Origin of the sequence: Pedobacter sp. KACC 23697 (assembly GCF_045348445.1) — a bacterium.
Taxonomy (GTDB): Bacteria; Bacteroidota; Bacteroidia; order Sphingobacteriales; family Sphingobacteriaceae; genus Pedobacter.
In genome coordinates, this window is sequence record NZ_CP157485.1 from 3,473,974 (window position 1) to 3,492,401 (window position 18,428).

At 39.6% G+C, this 18,428-nt stretch carries 15 protein-coding genes; 4 read left to right on the forward strand and 11 right to left on the reverse strand.

Features of this window, described 5'->3' with window-relative positions:
* The first annotated feature begins 28 nt into the window (after window positions 1-28).
* The 3 genes from ABEG20_RS13815 to ABEG20_RS13825 all read left to right on the forward strand — a co-directional run bounded on the left by ABEG20_RS13815 (window position 29) and on the right by ABEG20_RS13825 (window position 3,944).
* Window positions 29-2,245, forward strand: a complete 2,217-nt coding sequence (locus tag ABEG20_RS13815; protein WP_406823908.1) for a cation:proton antiporter — start codon at window positions 29-31, stop codon at window positions 2,243-2,245.
* A 95-nt stretch (window positions 2,246-2,340) separates the two neighbouring features.
* Window positions 2,341-3,375: a DUF2157 domain-containing protein gene (locus ABEG20_RS13820; protein ID WP_406823909.1), complete on the forward strand. Its 1,035-nt coding sequence runs from the start codon at window positions 2,341-2,343 to the stop codon at window positions 3,373-3,375.
* Between the two features lie 146 nt (window positions 3,376-3,521).
* Window positions 3,522-3,944, forward strand: a complete 423-nt coding sequence (locus ABEG20_RS13825; RefSeq protein ID WP_406823910.1) for a secondary thiamine-phosphate synthase enzyme YjbQ — start codon at window positions 3,522-3,524, stop codon at window positions 3,942-3,944.
* Window positions 3,945-3,946: 2 nt separating this feature from the next.
* On the opposite strand, the gene ABEG20_RS13830 is transcribed toward ABEG20_RS13825, so the two are convergent.
* From ABEG20_RS13830 to ABEG20_RS13850, 5 genes are all read right to left on the reverse strand, one after another.
* Complete coding sequence (locus ABEG20_RS13830) at window positions 3,947-4,915, reverse strand: YihY/virulence factor BrkB family protein (protein ID WP_406823911.1); 969 nt, start codon at window positions 4,913-4,915, stop codon at window positions 3,947-3,949.
* Between the two features lie 157 nt (window positions 4,916-5,072).
* Window positions 5,073-6,392, reverse strand: a complete 1,320-nt coding sequence (locus ABEG20_RS13835; protein WP_406823912.1) for a DUF3887 domain-containing protein — start codon at window positions 6,390-6,392, stop codon at window positions 5,073-5,075.
* Between the two features lie 155 nt (window positions 6,393-6,547).
* Window positions 6,548-6,925 (reverse strand): DoxX family protein, encoded by a 378-nt coding sequence (locus ABEG20_RS13840; RefSeq protein WP_406823913.1) that lies wholly within the window; start codon window positions 6,923-6,925, stop codon window positions 6,548-6,550.
* Window positions 6,926-6,927: 2 nt separating this feature from the next.
* Entirely contained in the window at window positions 6,928-7,341 is a 414-nt protein-coding gene (locus ABEG20_RS13845; protein WP_406823914.1) for a VOC family protein, read from the reverse strand.
* Between the two features lie 6 nt (window positions 7,342-7,347).
* The gene (locus tag ABEG20_RS13850; RefSeq protein ID WP_406823915.1) at window positions 7,348-7,773 is read right to left on the reverse strand and encodes a transcriptional regulator; all 426 of its coding nucleotides are present in this window, start codon (window positions 7,771-7,773) and stop codon (window positions 7,348-7,350) included.
* Window positions 7,774-7,902: 129 nt separating this feature from the next.
* Here ABEG20_RS13850 and ABEG20_RS13855 point away from each other — a divergent pair, with 129 nt between their 5' ends.
* A complete protein-coding gene (locus ABEG20_RS13855) occupies window positions 7,903-8,889 on the forward strand; it encodes a GlxA family transcriptional regulator (protein WP_406823916.1) in 987 nt (328 codons plus the stop codon).
* Window positions 8,890-9,151: 262 nt separating this feature from the next.
* On the opposite strand, the gene ABEG20_RS13860 is transcribed toward ABEG20_RS13855, so the two are convergent.
* From ABEG20_RS13860 to ABEG20_RS13885, 6 genes are all read right to left on the reverse strand, one after another.
* Window positions 9,152-9,541 (reverse strand): LiaF transmembrane domain-containing protein, encoded by a 390-nt coding sequence (locus ABEG20_RS13860; RefSeq protein ID WP_265850684.1) that lies wholly within the window; start codon window positions 9,539-9,541, stop codon window positions 9,152-9,154.
* Window positions 9,542-9,838: 297 nt separating this feature from the next.
* Window positions 9,839-10,528, reverse strand: a complete 690-nt coding sequence (gene rpiA, locus ABEG20_RS13865) for a ribose-5-phosphate isomerase RpiA (protein WP_406823917.1) — start codon at window positions 10,526-10,528, stop codon at window positions 9,839-9,841.
* 929 nt (window positions 10,529-11,457) lie between these two features.
* The gene (locus ABEG20_RS13870; protein WP_406823918.1) at window positions 11,458-13,422 is read right to left on the reverse strand and encodes a hypothetical protein; all 1,965 of its coding nucleotides are present in this window, start codon (window positions 13,420-13,422) and stop codon (window positions 11,458-11,460) included.
* Window positions 13,423-13,430: 8 nt separating this feature from the next.
* Window positions 13,431-14,834 carry a DUF1080 domain-containing protein gene (locus ABEG20_RS13875; RefSeq protein ID WP_406823919.1) on the reverse strand — a complete coding sequence of 468 codons (1,404 nt, stop codon included), beginning with the start codon at window positions 14,832-14,834 and terminating at the stop codon, window positions 13,431-13,433.
* Window positions 14,835-14,919: 85 nt separating this feature from the next.
* A complete protein-coding gene (locus ABEG20_RS13880) occupies window positions 14,920-17,208 on the reverse strand; it encodes a GH92 family glycosyl hydrolase (protein ID WP_406823920.1) in 2,289 nt (762 codons plus the stop codon).
* Between the two features lie 37 nt (window positions 17,209-17,245).
* Window positions 17,246-17,920, reverse strand: coding sequence for a basic secretory protein-like protein (locus ABEG20_RS13885; protein WP_406823921.1), 675 nt, complete (start codon window positions 17,918-17,920; stop codon window positions 17,246-17,248).
* Window positions 17,921-18,428 lie beyond the last annotated feature (508 nt).

An 18,428-nucleotide genomic window follows, 5' to 3' on the forward strand; every position in this document is an offset into this window, starting at 1 on the left:
TGTTAGTTTTTAATATTTTAAAAGTAAAATGATTCATTTACCAGATTTAATTGCCGATTTAGGATTGATACTTGCCGCTGCAGGTATAACAACATTATTATTTAAAAAAATTAAACAGCCACTCGTACTGGGCTATATATTGGCTGGCTTAATGGTTGGTCCACACTTTAGTTTTCTGCCAACCGTAACCGACCAGAAAAGTGTAACCATATGGGCCGAAATAGGCGTTATATTTCTTTTATTCAGTTTAGGTTTAGAATTTAGCTTTAAAAAACTGGTCAAAGTTGGCGGCTCCTCATCAGTAACAGCCATTGTAGAAGTGCTGTTTATGCTTTTAATTGGTTATGCAGCCGGATCACTTATGGGCTGGAATACGATGGACAGTATCTTCTTAGGCGGAATCTTATCGGTATCATCCACAACGATTATCATCCGGGCTTTTGAAGAACTCGGCGTAAAACATAAGAAATTTGCAGGTTTGGTTTTCGGTGTATTGATTGTAGAAGATTTAGTTGCCATTTTATTACTGGTACTCCTTTCTACATTAGCGGTAAGTCAGCAATTTGCCGGTTCAGAAATGCTCATTTCTATATTAAAGCTTGCATTTTTCCTCATATTATGGTTTTTAGGGGGCATTTTCTTAATCCCAACCTTCTTAAAAGCTACACGAAAATTAATGAATGATGAAACCATGCTGGTTGTATCTTTAGCCCTATGCCTGGTGATGGTACTGCTGGCGGTAAAAGTTGGTTTTTCTCCAGCGCTTGGCGCATTTATTATGGGTTCAATCTTAGCTGAAACTACTCAGGCAGAAAAAATTGAGCACCTGACAAAATCTGTTAAAGATTTATTTGCTGCAGTTTTTTTTGTTTCGGTAGGTATGTTAATTGATCCTAAAGTTTTGGTTGATTACGCTTTTCCAATTGTTATCGTAACCATCGCTACAATAGCTGGCAAATTAATCAGTAGCGCTTTAGGTGCTTTATTATCCGGTCAGCCTTTAAAAACTTCTGTACAGGCAGGAATGAGCCTGGCACAAATCGGCGAATTCTCGTTTATCATTGCCACCCTTGGCTTAACGCTTAAGGTAACAAGTGAATTTCTTTATCCAATCGCTGTAGCCGCTTCGGCCATTACCACCTTTACCACTCCCTATTTAATCAAGTCTTCAGAAGGCTTTTATAACTTTTTAAACCGCGTTTTACCACAAAAATGGTTAGACGCGATTCAGCGATACAGTTCCAGTACCGCTGGAATTACTACGCTAAGCGATTGGAAAATTCTTTTGCGTGCTTACATTTTTAATACCATTATTCACTCCGTAGTTATTATTGCCATCATTTTTCTTACTTCGAGGTTTTTACAGCCTTTTATGGTAAAGAATATCACTAATGGCCTGCCTTCGATCTTAATCAGCGTAGGAATTTCTTTTATTTTAATGTCTCCCTTTCTATGGGCGCTTTCCATCCGCAGAATTCAGAAAACTGCGTATTCCCATTTATGGTTAAATAAAAAATACACGCGTGGCCCGTTAATTGCCATCGAATTTTTCAGGATCGCCTTAGGGATTTTCTTTGTAGGTTTTTTAATGTACGAATTTTTTGATACCTGGATTGCTGCTGTAATCGCACTGGGCCTGATCGTATTAGGAATGGTTATCTTTTCCAGAAAACTGCAGTCGTTTTACGATAAACTGGAACGCCGTTTTATGCGGAATTTAAATGCCCGTGAGCATCAAAAACCTGATATTCTACCTTGGGATACCCATTTAACAGAACTTACTGTTTCACCAGAATCAGAGGTGGTTGGAAAAACGCTTACCGAATTAATGATCAGGGAAAAATACGGGGTAAATATTGCCCTGATTGAGCGTGGGAGAAATAACATCCCAACACCGGGCAGAGATGAGCGGCTTTATCCACATGATAAACTGTTATTGATCGGTGCAGATGACCAGCTTGCAGCTGTTAAGGCACTTTTAGAAGTTAATGCCCCGGATATAGCCGAAGAAAATAATTTTCCGGATAAAGAAATGACCCTGCAAAAGGTTGTTGTTCATACCGAATCGCCTGTGTATGGGCTGAGCATCAGAAATGCCGGTATCCGCGAAAAAGCCCAGGCTTTAATTGTGGGTATAGAAAGAGATACGGAACGCATCTTAAACCCCTCATCAGATTTTGTGTTCGACAACGGCGATGTCATTTGGATTGTAGGAAACAATAAAAAAATCAAAGAGGTAATATAGGTTAGTCCGGAGTCCTTAGTCAGAAGTCGGGGGTCTATTGACTGAGGACTTTTGACTAAGGACTAAAAAGCATATCTTCGTGTATAACCTTCCCTATGAAAGTTGACAGAGAAAAGAGTGAGTTTCTTGATGATATGATTGAGCAATGGCAAAACGATGGCTTAATTGATCCTGAAACAGGAAATAAACTTCGTAAAAGTTACGAAGCCAAGAATTTCGATTGGTTACGCCTGGCACAATATGCTTTTTGGGTGGCTTTGGCTTGTGGGTTTATTGCACTTGGGTCGCTCCTGATTGATAATTCTATCTTAAACTATCTGAAACGGGTTTACAATACACCAAATATTGTTATTGCTATTGTATCAGGCGGGTTGGCCGCATGGCTTTACCTCTTAGGTTTTAAGCGTAAAAAGAAACTGGCACATCTAAAGTTCAGCAATGAGGCCATTGTATTCTCAGCCATTTTACTCACCGCAAATGCCATTGCTTATTTTGGAAAGGCCGTAGATAATGGTTCAGGAAATTTCTCTATACTGATATTAATATCTGTTTTCATTTATGGTATTTTGGGTTATGTCTTCAATTCTCGTTTAATCTGGATTTTTGCATTGATCTCACTGGGCGCCTGGTTTGGCACAGAAACAGGCTATTTAAGCCGCTGGAATTATTATTTCTTTGGCATGAACTATCCACTGCGTTTTGTGGTTTTTGGCGCTTTGTTAACCGCAGCATCGTTCATAATGAAGGCTTTCCCCAAAACACAGAATTTCTTTCAGGTTACCTACATCGCGGGCATGGTTTATTTGTTTGTATCGCTTTGGGCATTATCGGTATTTGGCAATTTTGCCAGCTTAGAAGAATGGTATACAGTGAGGCAGTTAAGTTTATTTTATTGGGCCTTAATTTCTGCAGCCATTTGTGTAGCCAGTACACTTTTTGGATTAAAATATCATGATGATATTGCCCGCGAATTCGGGATTACTTTTCTATTCATCAATCTCTACACCCGTTATTTCGAATATTTCTGGGATAGCTGGCATAAAGCTTTATTCTTTTCAGTGCTGGCAGCTTCTTTTTGGTTGATTGGCAGAAAAGCAGAGAAAATATGGAATGTAGAGTTTTTAAAATAGCATCCTGAGATTAATTAAAATACACTAATCGTCATCTCGAACGTAGTGGATAGATCTACGAATTGAAAAAGTCAGACACTTTCTGACGAATTTGAAAATCTTAAAATTTCAGATCAGTTTCGAAAATTTAAAATGAATTAATTCAAATGAAAATATACCAGCAAGCGTTAGCCCTCAGAGAAAGAAGAAGAGGTTTCCATATCATTACCGACGAGATTGAGGATGCCTTGCCCCAAATTGACGAGATTAACATTGGAATTTGCCAGGTTTTTATACAGCATACCTCGGCTTCACTAACGATTAACGAGAATGCAGATCCTACAGTAAGGGTAGATTTTGAAATGTTCTTTAATAAAACGGTAAAGGAAAACGATCCCGATTATGAGCACGACTATGAAGGATCGGACGATATGCCTGCACATTTAAAATCTGCAATTTTGGGCAGTTCAGTAACTATCCCGATCAGAAACGGCAGGGTGGCGCTGGGTACCTGGCAAGGCATTTACCTTTGCGAACACCGCAATCATGGCGGACAAAGAAGGTTGATTATTACTGCCTGGGGAGCATAAATTTATACTTTTTTTACTTCTTCTTTAATTTCAGGATGATTATCCTGAATAGATTTGCCCTCTGTTTCTATTTCAATTTCTTTAGTAGTTACCGCATAATGAGAAGGATATATCTCCGATCCAAAGGCAACTGCGTAAGCCTTTGTAAATTCGGCACCAAAATATAAAATGATGGAAGAATAATAGGTCCACAACAGCACCACCACCAATGAGCCCGTTGCACCATACGTACCCCCCACATTGCTTTGCCCAATATATAAGGAGATGGCAAATTTACCGATCATAAACAACACAGCAGTAACAAATGCACCGGCAATAACATCACGCCATTTAATAATTGCATCAGGCAATACCTTAAATATTACGCCAAATATCAATGTAATAACGGCTAAGGTTACAATTTGATTGATGATATAAAATACGATAACAGATACTTCAGCAAAGTGGACCTGCAAGCGATTACTAAAGGCATCGAGTACAGATGTAACCGCTAAAGAAACCAGTAATACAAAACCTAAACTTATAATGACCGAAAATGATAGGAAACGGTTTTGTAATAGTTTTACCCACCCTCTTTTTGGTTTAGGTTTTACGCCCCAAATGGTATTGATAGAATCCTGGATATCACCAAAAACGGTAGTTGCACCGATTAACAGGGTGATGATACCAATAATTAAAGCAATGGTGCTTTTCCCATCCAAATAGGCATTTTTGATTAACTGTTGTAAGGAGACTGCCGATTCCCTGCCTAAAAATCCTTCAAGTTGGGTATAAACCTGTCCCTCTGCTATTTCTCTCCCTAAAATTATACCGCATAGAGAAATAATAACCACAAGTAATGGCGCCATAGAAAACACAGTATAATAGGCCAATGATCCGCTAAGCTTCGTTACCTTATGATTATTGAATCCTGTAAACGATGCTTTCAAAATGCCCCATATTCCTTTTAAAGTGATTTTCCGCTTTTCCATAATAAACTATTCAGATGAGATACCTTTAAACTTAAACCGTCTGTTTTTCGAATTGTTTGTAAATGATCAACAAAGAAGCGAAGGAAAGAAACTAAATGCATAAAAAAAGCCCCTGATTTTGATCGGAGCTTTATTCTTTTGCGATAAGTGATTTATATTATTTGGCCTTCATCCATGATGCGATATCGTTTACCAAAGTTTCGGATACGCTTACAGCTGCCTGATATTGAGCCATAGTACCTTTTTCAGTTTGGGAACTTAACAGATGATTCAAATCCGGATAAAATTTAAGCACCACATTTTTCTTTTTACCTAAAGCATCATTCCATAAATCAAAATCTACTTTCCCTACCTGAAAATCATTGCCGCCTTGTAGTATGTAGATTTTAGGTTTCGAAAGGCTTTTAGCTACAGCAACCTGGTTGTAGCTATTTAAATCTGCCCAATACTTTGCTGGCAGCCCTAAAATGATAGAATCAGGTTTTATGGTAGTTCCCAACTGCGAAATTCTGCTTTTATCAATTTCCACAGCAGCATCTGCCAATTGTTTCTTAAAAGCAGCAGTTGTATCATTAGCCTGGTCGAACATATATTTATTCTGATCAACAATAATATCGGTCAATTTTCTTGCAGGTGTTGCCGCCAAAACAATTCCCGCCAAATCGGGTGTTATAGTTGCTATTTTAGGCGCTAACATGCCACCTAAACTATGACCGAATACATAAACCGCTTTAGGATTAGCTCCAGCAACTGTTTTTGCAAGTGTTATAGCCGCAGCTGCATCATCCAGCACTTCTTCTTTTACGGTAAAAGCCTTGTTAAATTCGTTAGGATAGATTAAAGTTCGTTTTACGTACCGAACTGAAGCAATTCCCTTAGAGGCTAAACCGCCGGCCAGATCTTTAAAAGGTTTATTGGCACCAATGGTTTCATCCATATCTGCAGGCCCTGAGCCATGCACAAAAACGACAACAGGGAAATTTTTGACATTTTTTGGAGTGGTAATAATGGCCGCCAATTGTTTTCCTGCCGGGCCAATATATACTGACTTTTCCTGGTATAAACTGGTATCTACATAAGTCGGTTTTAAATAAGAGGATGTTTTTCTGGAAGGTGCCAGAAATATTCCAACTATTTTCTGTTGTTTATTAAAACCTAAAATAAAGTTCTGATCACCGTTAGCAAATTTACCTTCAACCGTTACAGCGAAAAAACCGCCCTGGGCTTTACTTTGAATGGCGTCTAAGGATTCTGCTTTTCCATATTTGGTTCCGATATCTCCCCACAGTTTCTTTAAGTTGTCTTCCGTCAGTTTCGTTTTTAAAGTATCGTCAAAGAAAGCGTAGGCATCTTTAAATTTCTCTTCCTGTAACAGTTTGAAAAAGTCGTTTGCGCCATTGAAAAGCTGAATCACATTTTGAGAAAATGCCGAAGTAGTAAATAATAAAGCGATTATGAATAAAAGGCTCTTTTTCATTCGTATAATATTGTTTTTAGGGTGACTAAACCATGATGATTCCACATTAAACCTGGAAATCACAATCGTTTTAATGTTGTGTCTGGTTGTTTACAATACCCAAAGTTAATAATATTTGGTTCTCAAAAGCCTTTAATTAAACTACTTATTTAGTTTTAACTGTTTTTAACATTTGATTTAAGTTTTTTCCATAAAATGTAAGGAATAAACATCATAACCAAAGCAACAAGTGGTGGGATCAGCAGCGATACGCCATCGCCAGCAAATAACCTGGAAGCAAAAGCGCCGATAAAATTAATGGCAAAACCTGCATAGGCCCATTCTTTAATGGTTTCAAATTTATTTTGCAAGATGAATGCCGCTCCTGGCAGTTTTGCCATGCCAGCAATGATGAGCAGATAAATCGGGTAACCGAGGTGTTTAAGCACCTCCTGCCCTGCTTCCTGTTGAGTAATTCCTCCAACCCCATCCATAATCATCATTAATGCGAAAATAATGGTGGTAATCCAATACCAAGTTTTTAACTTCTTCATATTTATCTGTTTTTATCATAATTTATTAACCAGTTATTCCCAAATCGGTCTGTTAGATCACCAAAAAGCGCTCCCCAAAATGTTTCCTGCAGCGGATGCGAGGCCTTTCCTCCTGCTGAAAGTTTACGGTAAAAAGCCCGGGCCTCTTCTTCCGAATTACAGCTCAGCATCATAGCAATCGAATTGCCTTTAATTAATCCGCGTTCGGCCACCAGATCTGTTGCCATAATCACCAAATCATCTTTAGCCAAAACAGCATGCATAATACTCCGCTTCAAAATATCGGGCATTTTACCAGCAATAACCGATTCTCCAATGGTTTCTAGGGTCAGTTCTCCCCCCAAACAATCCTGATAAAAAGTCATTGCTTCACGGCAGTTACCATTAAAAGTGAGATATGAATTTATACTTGCCAATTGATATTATTTTTTGATGCCCACCATTAAGCGCACATCTGTTTCATTGATATACATTTCAAGGCAATAGCCTTTTGGATCTATGTTGGATTGATTGAGCAGTTTCCTGAAGATTTTTCCGATCTGGCTAACATCTTTCATAAAATCGGGCACCAGCTCACTAATAAATGTTCCTTTCTTTATGGTAAAAGTTTCGACACCAAATTTATCAGCTTCGCAATCTGTCAATTCTTCAACGGCAGCTTTATAAATAATCTCCCGCTTTTCGTTGGGCCGGCTTATTCCAAAATACCTGCGTTGCTTATCGAGGGGAAACAAGGCATGAAGTTTTTGATGTGCCGCTAAAACTCCGTTGGGGAAAGATGCTGCCGTAATACACATCACCTTAATATCCTCATTTAAAATATACTCTTCCATTGTCATTATCGGCATTACCGCTTTAAAGATTTAACTGTAATTGATTAACAACACAAACATACGGGCAGAAATCAACGGGCTAAATATGCAGAAACGACAATTGCGGGGGTTGTTTCCGACAAACAGCCTCATTATATTTGAAGTATGAAACATGTATCTATCTTAATTCCAGAGACTGCCGTAATCGAAGCCATTGCAGATCCCCGCTATCTGTTTACCGCTGTTAACGAATTTTTAGAGGCATCGGGCAAGCGCCCACTGTTTAAAGTTGAACTTGTAGGAATGACCAAAGAGGTTAGGTTAAATAACAGTCTTTTCTCTGTACATGCCGATAAACTATTGCACGAAGTTGAACAAACCGATCTCATCTTTGTGCCTGCAATAAGTGGTCATGTAGCATATGCCATAGAAGCAAACCAGGCTTTGTTACCCTGGATTATAAAACAGCATGCTAAAGGTGCAGAAGTGGCTTCACTCTGTATGGGTGCGTTTTTACTCGCTGCAACGGGTTTGTTAGATGGAAGAAAATGTTCTACGCATTGGCTGTTTGCCAATCAATTCAGAGAAATCTTTCCCAAAGTAGAACTGGTAGATGGCAGTATTATTACCGATGCCCAGGGTCTGTATTCGAGCGGCGGGGCAAACTCTTACTGGAACTTACTTTTATACCTGGTAGAGAAACATACGGATCGGGATACCGCCATTTTAGCAGCCAAATATTTTGCCATTGATATCGACCGTGAAAGTCAGCTGGCTTTTATGATGTTTCAAGGGCAAAAGGGGCATGAAGATGAAAAAATCAGAAAGGCACAGGAATTTATTGATGGCAATTATCAGGAACGGATTACGGTAGACCAACTTGCTGATATGCTGGCATTGGGCAGAAGGAGCTTTGAGCGGAGATTTAAAAGCGCAACCAAAAATACGGTGATCGAGTACATTCAGCGAGTTAAAATTGAGGCTGCAAAACGGAGTTTCGAATCGAGCAGAAAAAACATTACCGAAGTGATGTTTGATGTAGGTTATACCGATACAAAATCATTCAGAGATGTTTTCAAAAAAATTACGGGTTTAACACCAATTGAGTACCGCAACAAATACCATAAAGCTATTCCTGTTTTACAGGTTTAACCGCATTTTCTGAAAAAAAAATAAAGCTGCACACAATATATTCCATTTACAGCGTTTATGTATGTGAGAGCGTTAATTTAGATGACGGGGATACTGCCTGAGGGTGGAATCCCCGTTTCTTTTTGGCTAAAGCGCGGAGCGCTTGGTGCAGCAATTAAACGTATGCTGAGCGCCATGCTCAATACCCCTCTGCTATTAAACATAAAAAAGGGACATTGTTAGAAAATGTCCCTTTTTAAGATATATGATAGAGTTAAGAATTTTAGCTTTCTTGATCAGTAAAATCAACTGGTTTCTTCTCAAAATACTGATCGAAGTTTTGAACTTTTTTAGGTTTTAAGATTACATATAAACCTAAACCGATCAATACCATTGGTATACTAATCCTAAACAGATCAAAATCAAATATGTTTATCGCTTTAAAAGTAAATAAGCCTCCAATAATAGTTAATGCTAACCAACCACTTCCTTTAAAGTCTTTACGGTAACCCATCCACAAACCAATACCCAACATAATGGTGTGCCATCTCAAGATCCAATGTGGAACATCTATGCCCGAGTTTCTTAATAAGAATACTGAACCGATGGCGATGATTAAAATGCCCAAACCAACTTGTTTATCTGCGTGATTTTTTTTGATTAAATTTTCCATGACCGTTTTGTTTTATGATTCAAATGTATCACGAAAATGAACGCTGGAGAATGCTTTTTCGCTTAGTTATGATGTTTTATCGGTGAGTGAAATAAAACTGTCGGTAAAAAATTTTGGGAAATTTAAAAGAAGAAAGTTTATCGGTGAAATTCTCAATTTGCCACAAAAGCGCAAAGAACACAGAATTGAACCAACTCTCAACACTCATAATACTGGCTATTGATTTATCATTGCGTTTAAAAATAACACAAGGAGGGGCACAAATAAACTAATGACTATTAAACAAATGAACTGCTATCATTCAAAAATAATAATATCCTCCCCATCGCTCATGATTACTTTAGAAGTGATGTTAATGAATAAGCCATGAGCCAATAATCCGTTAATCTGATTAAGATCAGCAGATAGTTTTGCAGGATCATCGATCAGGCCGAAATCAGCGTCTATAATCAGGTTTCCATTGTCGGTAATAAATGTTTGGCCCGCTACAGTCCTCAAGATGCCCTTTCCACCAAGTTTATGCATTTGATCGAATACATATTGATAGGCCAATGGAATTACCTCAACAGGAACGGTAAAAGCACCTAATTTTTTAACCTTTTTTGAAGCATCGGCAATGATAATGGCATTTTTACTCAATGATGCAATTATTTTCTCTCTGAACAGTGCTCCGCCCCCGCCTTTAATCAGATCAAGTGAGTCTGTAAATTCGTCAGCGCCATCAATACTGATATCAAGCTGGCTTAAGCGCCCAAGGTCAAGAATTTCTATTCCTAACGATTCCGCCAGTTCTTGTGTTCGGATGGAACTTGCAGCTGCCTTTATTTGAAGTCCTTCTTTTACCCGTTTACCTAACTCTTTAATCGCAAAGGTTGTGGTAGATCCGGTACCCAGGCCTACTACATCGCCATCTTTAACAAATTTTACCGCAGCCCGGGCAGCCGAAAGTTTTTGTGCATCTTGTTGGGTTCTATCTGTAGTAGCCATAAAGTAAAAATAGGTTTAATTGATCAACATCCAAAAACGAAAAAAAATTACAGCTGATACAATAAATCATTTTTACAGCGTTTATGTATATGAGAGCGTTAATTTAGATGATGGGGATTCTGCGATAGTGGAATCCCCATTTCTTTTTTTTCCACCCCAAGCGCGCTGTCATACATAACGAAGGATCTTTTATTCAAAGACCCTGAAATAAATCTGATAGCTATCAGATCGGGGTGACAAATTCTAACGTAGATTTCTTCATTTCGCTATATTTCTGTCGAAAAGATGAATAGGAAGAGCAAACACGCACCGTACAATTAAGTTGAAAAAAAATTGCACCAAATACAATAAATCGTTTTTACAGCGTTTATGTATATGAGAGCGTTAATTTAGATGATGGGGATTCTGCGATAGTGGAATCTCAATTTCTTTTTTTTCCACCCTAAGCGCGCTGTCATCCTGAGCATAGCGAAGGATCTTTTATTCAAAGACCCTGAAATAAATCTGATAGCTATCAGATCGGGGTGACAAATTCTAACGTAGATTTCTTCATTTCGCTATATTTCTGTCGAAAAGATGAATAGGAAGAGCAAACACGCACCGCACAATCAAGTTGAAAAAAAATTGCACCAAATACAATAAATCGTTTTTACAGCGTTTATGTATATGAGAGCGTTAATTTAGATGATGGGGATTCTGCGATAGTGGAATCCCCATTTCTTTTTTTCCACCCTAAGCGCGCTGTCATCCTGAGCATAGCGAAGGATCTTTCATTTCAAAGACCCTGAAATAAATTCTCTGGGCAACGGGAGCCCTATATAGATTTCTCCATTTCGCTGCGCTTCAGTCGAAATGACGATAAGTTTTATGAAAATTTATGCCATAAAAAAACGGCTGGCATTTCTACCAACCGTTACCTAACAATCAACTTATTTATTTAAAGAGTTTATCCAGGCTGCAATTTTTAAAGCTTCAGCTTTGGTTACCTGCGGCATCGGAGGCATTTCTGTTGAATAACCCGGCCAGTTTTGTGGTTGCGGATTGTGGATCAACTGAAATATTTTCTCTGGTGAATATTTACGTTTTGCAATTTCTACGAATGGCGGGCCAATTTGCCTTTTGGTTTGATTGTGGCAGGCCAGGCAGGTATTTTTGGTTAACAAACCTTCAACCTCTTTAAAAGTAGGCGCTTTGGCGTTAGCCGCAGGCTTTGCCGGAGTTGAAGTTCCTTTAGCTTCCGGTGCTTTACCTGTTGTTGCCTTTGGCACAGCAGTTTTCCTGGCAGGGGTATTTACAGGAGTTGCTGAGTTTTTGGTACTCACCTCGCTGGCAGAAAGTTTATTTCCATCAGGAATCTGGTTTAAGGTATAGTAAGCCACCGGATGAACTAAAGAATAAAAGCCATCCTGTGATCTTAAACCATCTAACGTTAAAGTATGGATATAATATTGGCGAAGGTTTTTAACCACAATCCTGGCTTTTAAACCATCCGCAGACACTTTAACCCCAGAAATTTTTAATTTCTCCGTGTTTACAGGAGGCGAACCATACACCGGGTGGTATTTGTATATAAAACTTTCTGCATCGTATGAAGCCAGATCTTCAGCTGATTTCCGATCCACAGGCATGGTAAATTCGACTTCAAAACCATCAGGCATTGCCCTAACGGCTTTCATTTCGAAAGGGGTTTTATTGTTATAAACCAGTCTTTCCAAACCTTCGTTAGCATCACCGGCCGATCCCCAGCCACGGTTGGTTTCTCCCACAAATAGTGAACCATCGGTTCCCCATTCTAATCTTAACACACCCGAACGGAAACCTTTACGGAAAAGGAAAGCGGCACCTTGTTCTTCACCCTTCACGGTCTCCATAAAAATTCTGGAAATGATACTCATTCCCTGATCGCCAACCAAAATCTGTCCGGCAAATGGCCCAAATGTATTGGCAGGAATTTTAACAGGTTCTGCAGATGAAATACCCAGGATACCATAAGGCAACCAAACCGATGGCAAACGTAATTCAGGAAACACTTTCTTCATTTCGAATAAGGTTTTAAACGTTTCGTTTACCCTATTTTCTGGTTTAATGTATCTCCCTTGTTCATTTTTGATTCTACGCTCGTCTATTTGCGAGTAAAAGAAATCTGACTGTAGCTTAACCGGAGAGTTAGGCAGATTAGTCCACCTTAAACTAGCCGGGTGTCCCATAAAATCGCCTTTATTTACTTTCCATAAACCACCCGATCCTACCCAGTCGCCCTGGTTTTCGGTATAATAAAACTGACCATCAATACTCCCAATACCGGCTGGCGAACGGAAACCCGCAGCATAAGGGATCATTTTACCATCTTCGGCAATATTCATGGCCCAGCCACGCATCGGTACACGGCTTTCGGCACGCCACCATTCTTCGTCGCCAAAGGCCACATTTGCGGTAACCATAAAGCTGCCATCAGGCATTATTTTCGGGCCAAAACTATATTCGTGGTAGTGCCCGCTTAAAGGCCAGGCGTAAACGGTTTCGTAAATATCGGCTTTGCCATCCTGGTCTTTATCTACCAATTTGGTTAATTCGCCACGCTGTGCTACATAGATCGCACCATTTTTATAGGCAATGCCCAAAATTTCGTGCAATCCATAGGCAAATCTGCGCCAATAGGGTTTTGCACTGGTAGGGTTTTCTACGATGTAAACTTCTCCCCTACGGGTTGAAACGCCTAAATCGCCATTGGGAAGGGTAACCAGACCACCAACTTCTAAAATCGGGCCTTCGGGTACGCGTACTTTATTTATTTTGAAAAAATCTTCTTCTTTCGGTGTTTCTTGTGCAAAAACTGTAGTAAAGCTAAAACTTAGTGCCAGTATTGCTAATTTTTTAAATGTATTTCTCATCATGATCACGACTAAAACAAAATGCTATAATTCAACTTACTTCCAATGGGTGCAATGATCTCCCATTTGCCATCCACATTTCTAATAATCGGCTTTGCAGTACCTTCGCCTAGCTGTATGTAATATGCTTTATTGTCAATTAAATACAAACCTTTACCGGCCTCTTCAATGTTTGAAGCAGCAGCTAACAGGAAATACAGATCTTTTGATGGTTTATCAACAGTAATCTCCCTGCTTAAACCCTGCCCGTTATCCATCACTTTAACGGCATCGGTAACATTTGTTCCATGTATGATGTACTTAAATTCCGGACGGTCTTGTTTATCCATTACATAACCCTTTGTTCTGAAACCGGTACCAGCCGTATCGGCAATCCATTTAGCCTGGTCGTTTACTAACTTTGATATGGCCAGAACAGGTTTTTGGGTAAAACGGGTAACACTGCCCAAAGCACGGGAGGTTCCGTTTCCACGGCCATCCCACATCGGTGTAGCGTCAATAAAATCACCATGCCAACCCTGTAACAAGGTACCGTTATCCAAATCGTAGCTAAAGGCCACTTTTTCCGGCCCGCCAACTGAAATAGCATGTACAGAACGCACTCTTGGTGCTACATCTACAAAACTTCTGATCATATTGTTGCTTGCAGCTTCAATATATATGGGATCTGCACCACCGTTCTGGTTTGGTTTTGGAATTTCTGATAGTTCGGTTATCTGGATATTTCTGAAGGCTACTGAACCATGATCGCCCTGTAAGCGTAAAGGGCCTTTTGCTTTTTCAGCGCCTGCAGCCCCCCGGGTTGCGCCAAATAATTCAACGTTTTCATGAATCAGTACGCCATTAAGTTCTGCACTGACGATTTTGGCATTTTGTGTTTTTTTGCCAGCTGCATCAAACTTTGGTGCCTGGAAGATAATTTTGATGTGCTGCCATAAACCAGGTGCCTTACTTGCATTCTGACGAGGCGCAACACCACCAAATCCTTTTTCGGCTTCAGGTTTGCTATCGTCCCAACGTTGGTAAATGCCGCCGTTGTTTGATGAACTTGGGTTCTTGATTCCCCAGGCATCGTCAATCTGGATTTCATAATTACCCTGAAGATAAATTCCAGAATTTGTTGCCTTTGCCGTCAAATAATCTAATTCTAAGGCTATATCACCATACTCGTTGATGGTGTATAAATCGGACCCGGCTTTTTTTGCCGTAGAGTGGTTAACTAAAATTCCTTCACCTTTAACTGTTTTTAAAACATTTTCGGCATTAAGGTCAGCCACAACATTTTGTGCCAGCGACCATGAATTTGAAGGATTTTTAAAGGCTGAAAGATCTTTGAGATCAATACGCTGGCCAAATGCCAACAGGGTTCCGCAAAGCCAGAAAATGGCTGTAAAACCCGTCTTTGAGATGTTCATATATTTTGGTTTGTTAGTTTTAGCCTAAGGCTAAATTTGGTTTAAAATCCACCGGATAATTGCTCTACCCGATGGATAATTTTATCTATTTTTCTGTTGATAACGAATAAGGGAAATCGGCTGGATTTGAACCTCTTGTTTTATTCGGCGTTGCTGTCATATTAAAATTTAATACTGCACCTTTTTGTAAACCACTGTGGCTGATCCAGTTTTTAGCATATGGCTTACCATTCATCTGCAAAGACTGAACATAACGGTTGTTATCGCTATTGGCAGCTGCATTAATGACCACGGTTTTACCATTTTCTAAAGTGATGGTTACTTTTTTAAACAAAGGTGCTCCCAAAACATATTGGTCAACCGCTGGGGTTACCGGGTAGAAACCCATTGCCGAGAACACGTACCAGGCAGAAGTTTGCCCGTTATCTTCATCACCACAATATCCGTCTGGCGTAGCTTTATACATCCTGTTCATGGTTTCGCGCACCCAATATTGTGTTTTATAGGGCGCACCGCCATAGTTATACAGGTAAATCATATGCTGGATGGGTTGGTTCCCATGTGCGTACTGGCCCATGTTTGCGATCTGCATTTCGCGGATTTCGTGAATTACACCACCATAAGCACTTTCATCAAATACAGGGGGCATAGAAAAAACCGAATCTAACTTGGTTACAAATTTATGGTGACCGCCCATTAGTTTGGCTAAACCATCAATATCCTGGAAAACCGACCAGGTGTAATGCCAGCTGTTACCTTCAGTAAATGCGCCACCCCATTTAAAAGGACTAAACGGACTTTGGAAAGTTCCATCCTGGTTTTTACCGCGCATTAAACCCGAAGCCGGATCGAAAAGATTTTTATAGTTCATGGCTCTTTTCTTATAGATATCGATTTCTGCGACTGGTTTACCCAGAGCTCTCCCCAATTGGTAAATGGTAAAATCATCATATGCGTACTCTAGTGTTTTGGCAGCATTTTCATTCTTTTTCACATCAAAAGGTACATAACCCAATTCATTGTAATATTTAACCCCATCACGGCCAACAGCTTCCATCGGGCCTTCGTTGTTGGCACCATGTTTTACCGCCTGCCATAAGGTTTCAATGTCGTAACCGCGCATGCCTTTAATATAGGCATCAGAAACTACCGAAGCAGAGTTGTTACCCACCATAATATTGGCATAACCCGGGCTGCTCCACTCCGGCAACCAGCCACCTTCTTTATAATCGTTGATCAGACCTTGCTGCATTTCCTTGTTGATGGAAGGATAAACCAGGTTCAGGAAAGGATATAATGCCCTGAAAGTGTCCCAGAAACCTGTACCGGCGAACATATAACCCGGCAAAACCTGCCCGTTATAAGGGCTCCAGTGTACAATCTGGTTTTGTGCATCAATTTCATATAATTTATTCGGGAAAAACAAAGTGCGGTACATGGCAGAATAAAATGTACGGGTTTGGTCAATAGTACCGCCTTCAACTGCAATCTTGCTTAAGGTTTTATTCCAGGTTGCCCTGCCTTTTGCTTTTGTAGCATCAAAACCATCGTTAGCCAGCTCCCTTTTCAGGTTTAAATCGGCCTGTTCAAAGCTGATAAATGAAGAAGCCACTTTTGCAATTACCTGCTCGCCTTTTTGTGTTGCAAAACCAATAACGGCACCGGCGTGGTCTACCGTTAATTCTAAATCCTTTTCGTTCAGTTTTTTATCATCCCAGGTTTTAGCTAACTTAAAATCCTTGTTGAAGTAGATGACAAAATAATTTTTGAAATTCTTAGGCAATGGACCACGGGCATATTTGGTGGTATAACCAATAATTTTTCTTTCTGCAGGTATAATTTTAATGTATGAGCCTTTATTCTGGGCATCTATCACCACATAGGCACTATCTGTTTTAGGGAAGGTGAACCTAAACTGGGCAGCGCGCTCCGTGGGGGTAATTTCGGTGGTCACATCTGCATCTGCCAAATAAACACTATAATAATATGGCTTGGCCACTTCAGCTTTATGGCTGAACCAGCTGGCACGCTCATCTTCATTAAATTTTAATTTGCCTGTAACCGGCATGATCGAAAAAGCACCGTAATCGTTCATCCAGGGCGAAGGCTGGTGCGTTTGTTTAAAACCACGGATTTTGTCGGCATCGTAAACATAAGCCCAACCATCGCCGTTTTTACCGGTTTGTGGTGTCCACATATTCATGCCCCAAGGCAAACCGATTGCCGGGTAAGTATTTCCGTTAGATAGCGATGGCTTGGATGCCGTTCCCATTAAAGGGTTTATCCAATCTACCGGATCTGTAATTTTGCCTATTGTTTGCGCGAAGCTGGTTGATGCCGCAACACTCAATAAGGCGATAAATAATCGTTTCATTTGTTGTGTTTGTGTTTTATATGCTTGTATTTATTTTTTAAACTTCAGAATTTTTAACGTAATCTGCCCAAAGTGCATCCAAATCTTTACCTGTTAATTTGGTCCAGATCTCTTTGGTATAAGTATGGTCCCTTAAAGCAGCATCAACGGTTTTAATCATACCAGGTTTTATATTTTTCTCCATCCAGGCGAAAAAACCTGCGGTAATGCGATAACTGTTTTTGTAACTGTGTTCTGGTTTTAAAGCAGGTAGCGACCACTTGGCGCCTGCATTATCTACCCCAAATTTGTAACGGGCATAATCTGCAATGCCTTCTGTTAACCATCCCGGACCAACGCTTCGTCCGTAATCCTGCACAATGTGCATCACCTCGTGGGTAACTACATCAATATCTTCGGGATGTTTTACCATCCACATCGAACTAAAGGTTACTTTTCCATCGGCAGTTGCCGCAACGCCCCCATAAGCTGTATCAACAAAAAATTTGACTTCTTTTATGGTGGCTGGATTATATTCTTTGGCCAGTTTTGGATAAACTTCGAAAAAAGTTTTAATTAACCGTTTCTTCAATTGAGGATCTAGTTCCTTAAAATTGCTTTCGAAGGATAACGTGTAACCACCTTTTTTGATGATTTCCTGTGCTTTTAGCAGCTGTGTAGAAAGCATAGTGATCAATACTGCACAAATCGAAATGGTGAATATCTTTTTCATTAATCAGGAATTTATGGCTTTGGTTAGCATGTTTGGTTCTGCAAAATAAATATAATATGTAAAACGTTTTACTAAATGGTTGAAAATTTTACGTTAGTGATGCTATTTTTTACAAACATTGCATCATTATTCCCGGATACAGTACTGCCTGAGTGATGAATCTATTAAAGACCTTTCTCATACGTACCGGAGTTATCAAAGCACGCTATACAACTTTACTAAAACGTTTAAGTAAGCAATAATAAGCATATTACCACATAAGCAGAAATTAATTCAGTTATTTTATAATGAAATTTTGATTAAATGCACGGCATAACAGCATAGCGGCGATTGGAAATAAAAATATTACATTTTTACATCGCAATGGAAACCGATAAAGCCATGCTTTTGAGTCATATGAAGCAATCCTGTAACACTCGCCAGCAACGATGGTTACAGGATTGATTATAAAGCTGAAAAAATCTTCCGATAATGGCCGCTTTCCAGGGTAAATAAACACTGAAAAGCC

Coding starts and splice junctions, on each gene's coding strand:
- ABEG20_RS13880 (WP_406823920.1), bottom strand. CDS start 17,208: ATGAAACGATTATTTATCGCCTTATTGAGTGTTGCGGCATCAACCAGC.
- ABEG20_RS13815 (WP_406823908.1), top strand. CDS start 29: ATGATTCATTTACCAGATTTAATTGCCGATTTAGGATTGATACTTGCC.
- ABEG20_RS13870 (WP_406823918.1), bottom strand. CDS start 13,422: ATGATGAGAAATACATTTAAAAAATTAGCAATACTGGCACTAAGTTTT.
- ABEG20_RS13835 (WP_406823912.1), bottom strand. CDS start 6,392: ATGAAAAAGAGCCTTTTATTCATAATCGCTTTATTATTTACTACTTCG.
- ABEG20_RS13885 (WP_406823921.1), bottom strand. CDS start 17,920: ATGAAAAAGATATTCACCATTTCGATTTGTGCAGTATTGATCACTATG.
- ABEG20_RS13825 (WP_406823910.1), top strand. CDS start 3,522: ATGAAAATATACCAGCAAGCGTTAGCCCTCAGAGAAAGAAGAAGAGGT.
- rpiA (WP_406823917.1), bottom strand. CDS start 10,528: ATGGCTACTACAGATAGAACCCAACAAGATGCACAAAAACTTTCGGCT.
- ABEG20_RS13875 (WP_406823919.1), bottom strand. CDS start 14,834: ATGAACATCTCAAAGACGGGTTTTACAGCCATTTTCTGGCTTTGCGGA.
- ABEG20_RS13850 (WP_406823915.1), bottom strand. CDS start 7,773: ATGCCGATAATGACAATGGAAGAGTATATTTTAAATGAGGATATTAAG.
- ABEG20_RS13820 (WP_406823909.1), top strand. CDS start 2,341: ATGAAAGTTGACAGAGAAAAGAGTGAGTTTCTTGATGATATGATTGAG.
- ABEG20_RS13840 (WP_406823913.1), bottom strand. CDS start 6,925: ATGAAGAAGTTAAAAACTTGGTATTGGATTACCACCATTATTTTCGCA.
- ABEG20_RS13830 (WP_406823911.1), bottom strand. CDS start 4,915: ATGGAAAAGCGGAAAATCACTTTAAAAGGAATATGGGGCATTTTGAAA.
- ABEG20_RS13855 (WP_406823916.1), top strand. CDS start 7,903: ATGAAACATGTATCTATCTTAATTCCAGAGACTGCCGTAATCGAAGCC.
- ABEG20_RS13860 (WP_265850684.1), bottom strand. CDS start 9,541: ATGGAAAATTTAATCAAAAAAAATCACGCAGATAAACAAGTTGGTTTG.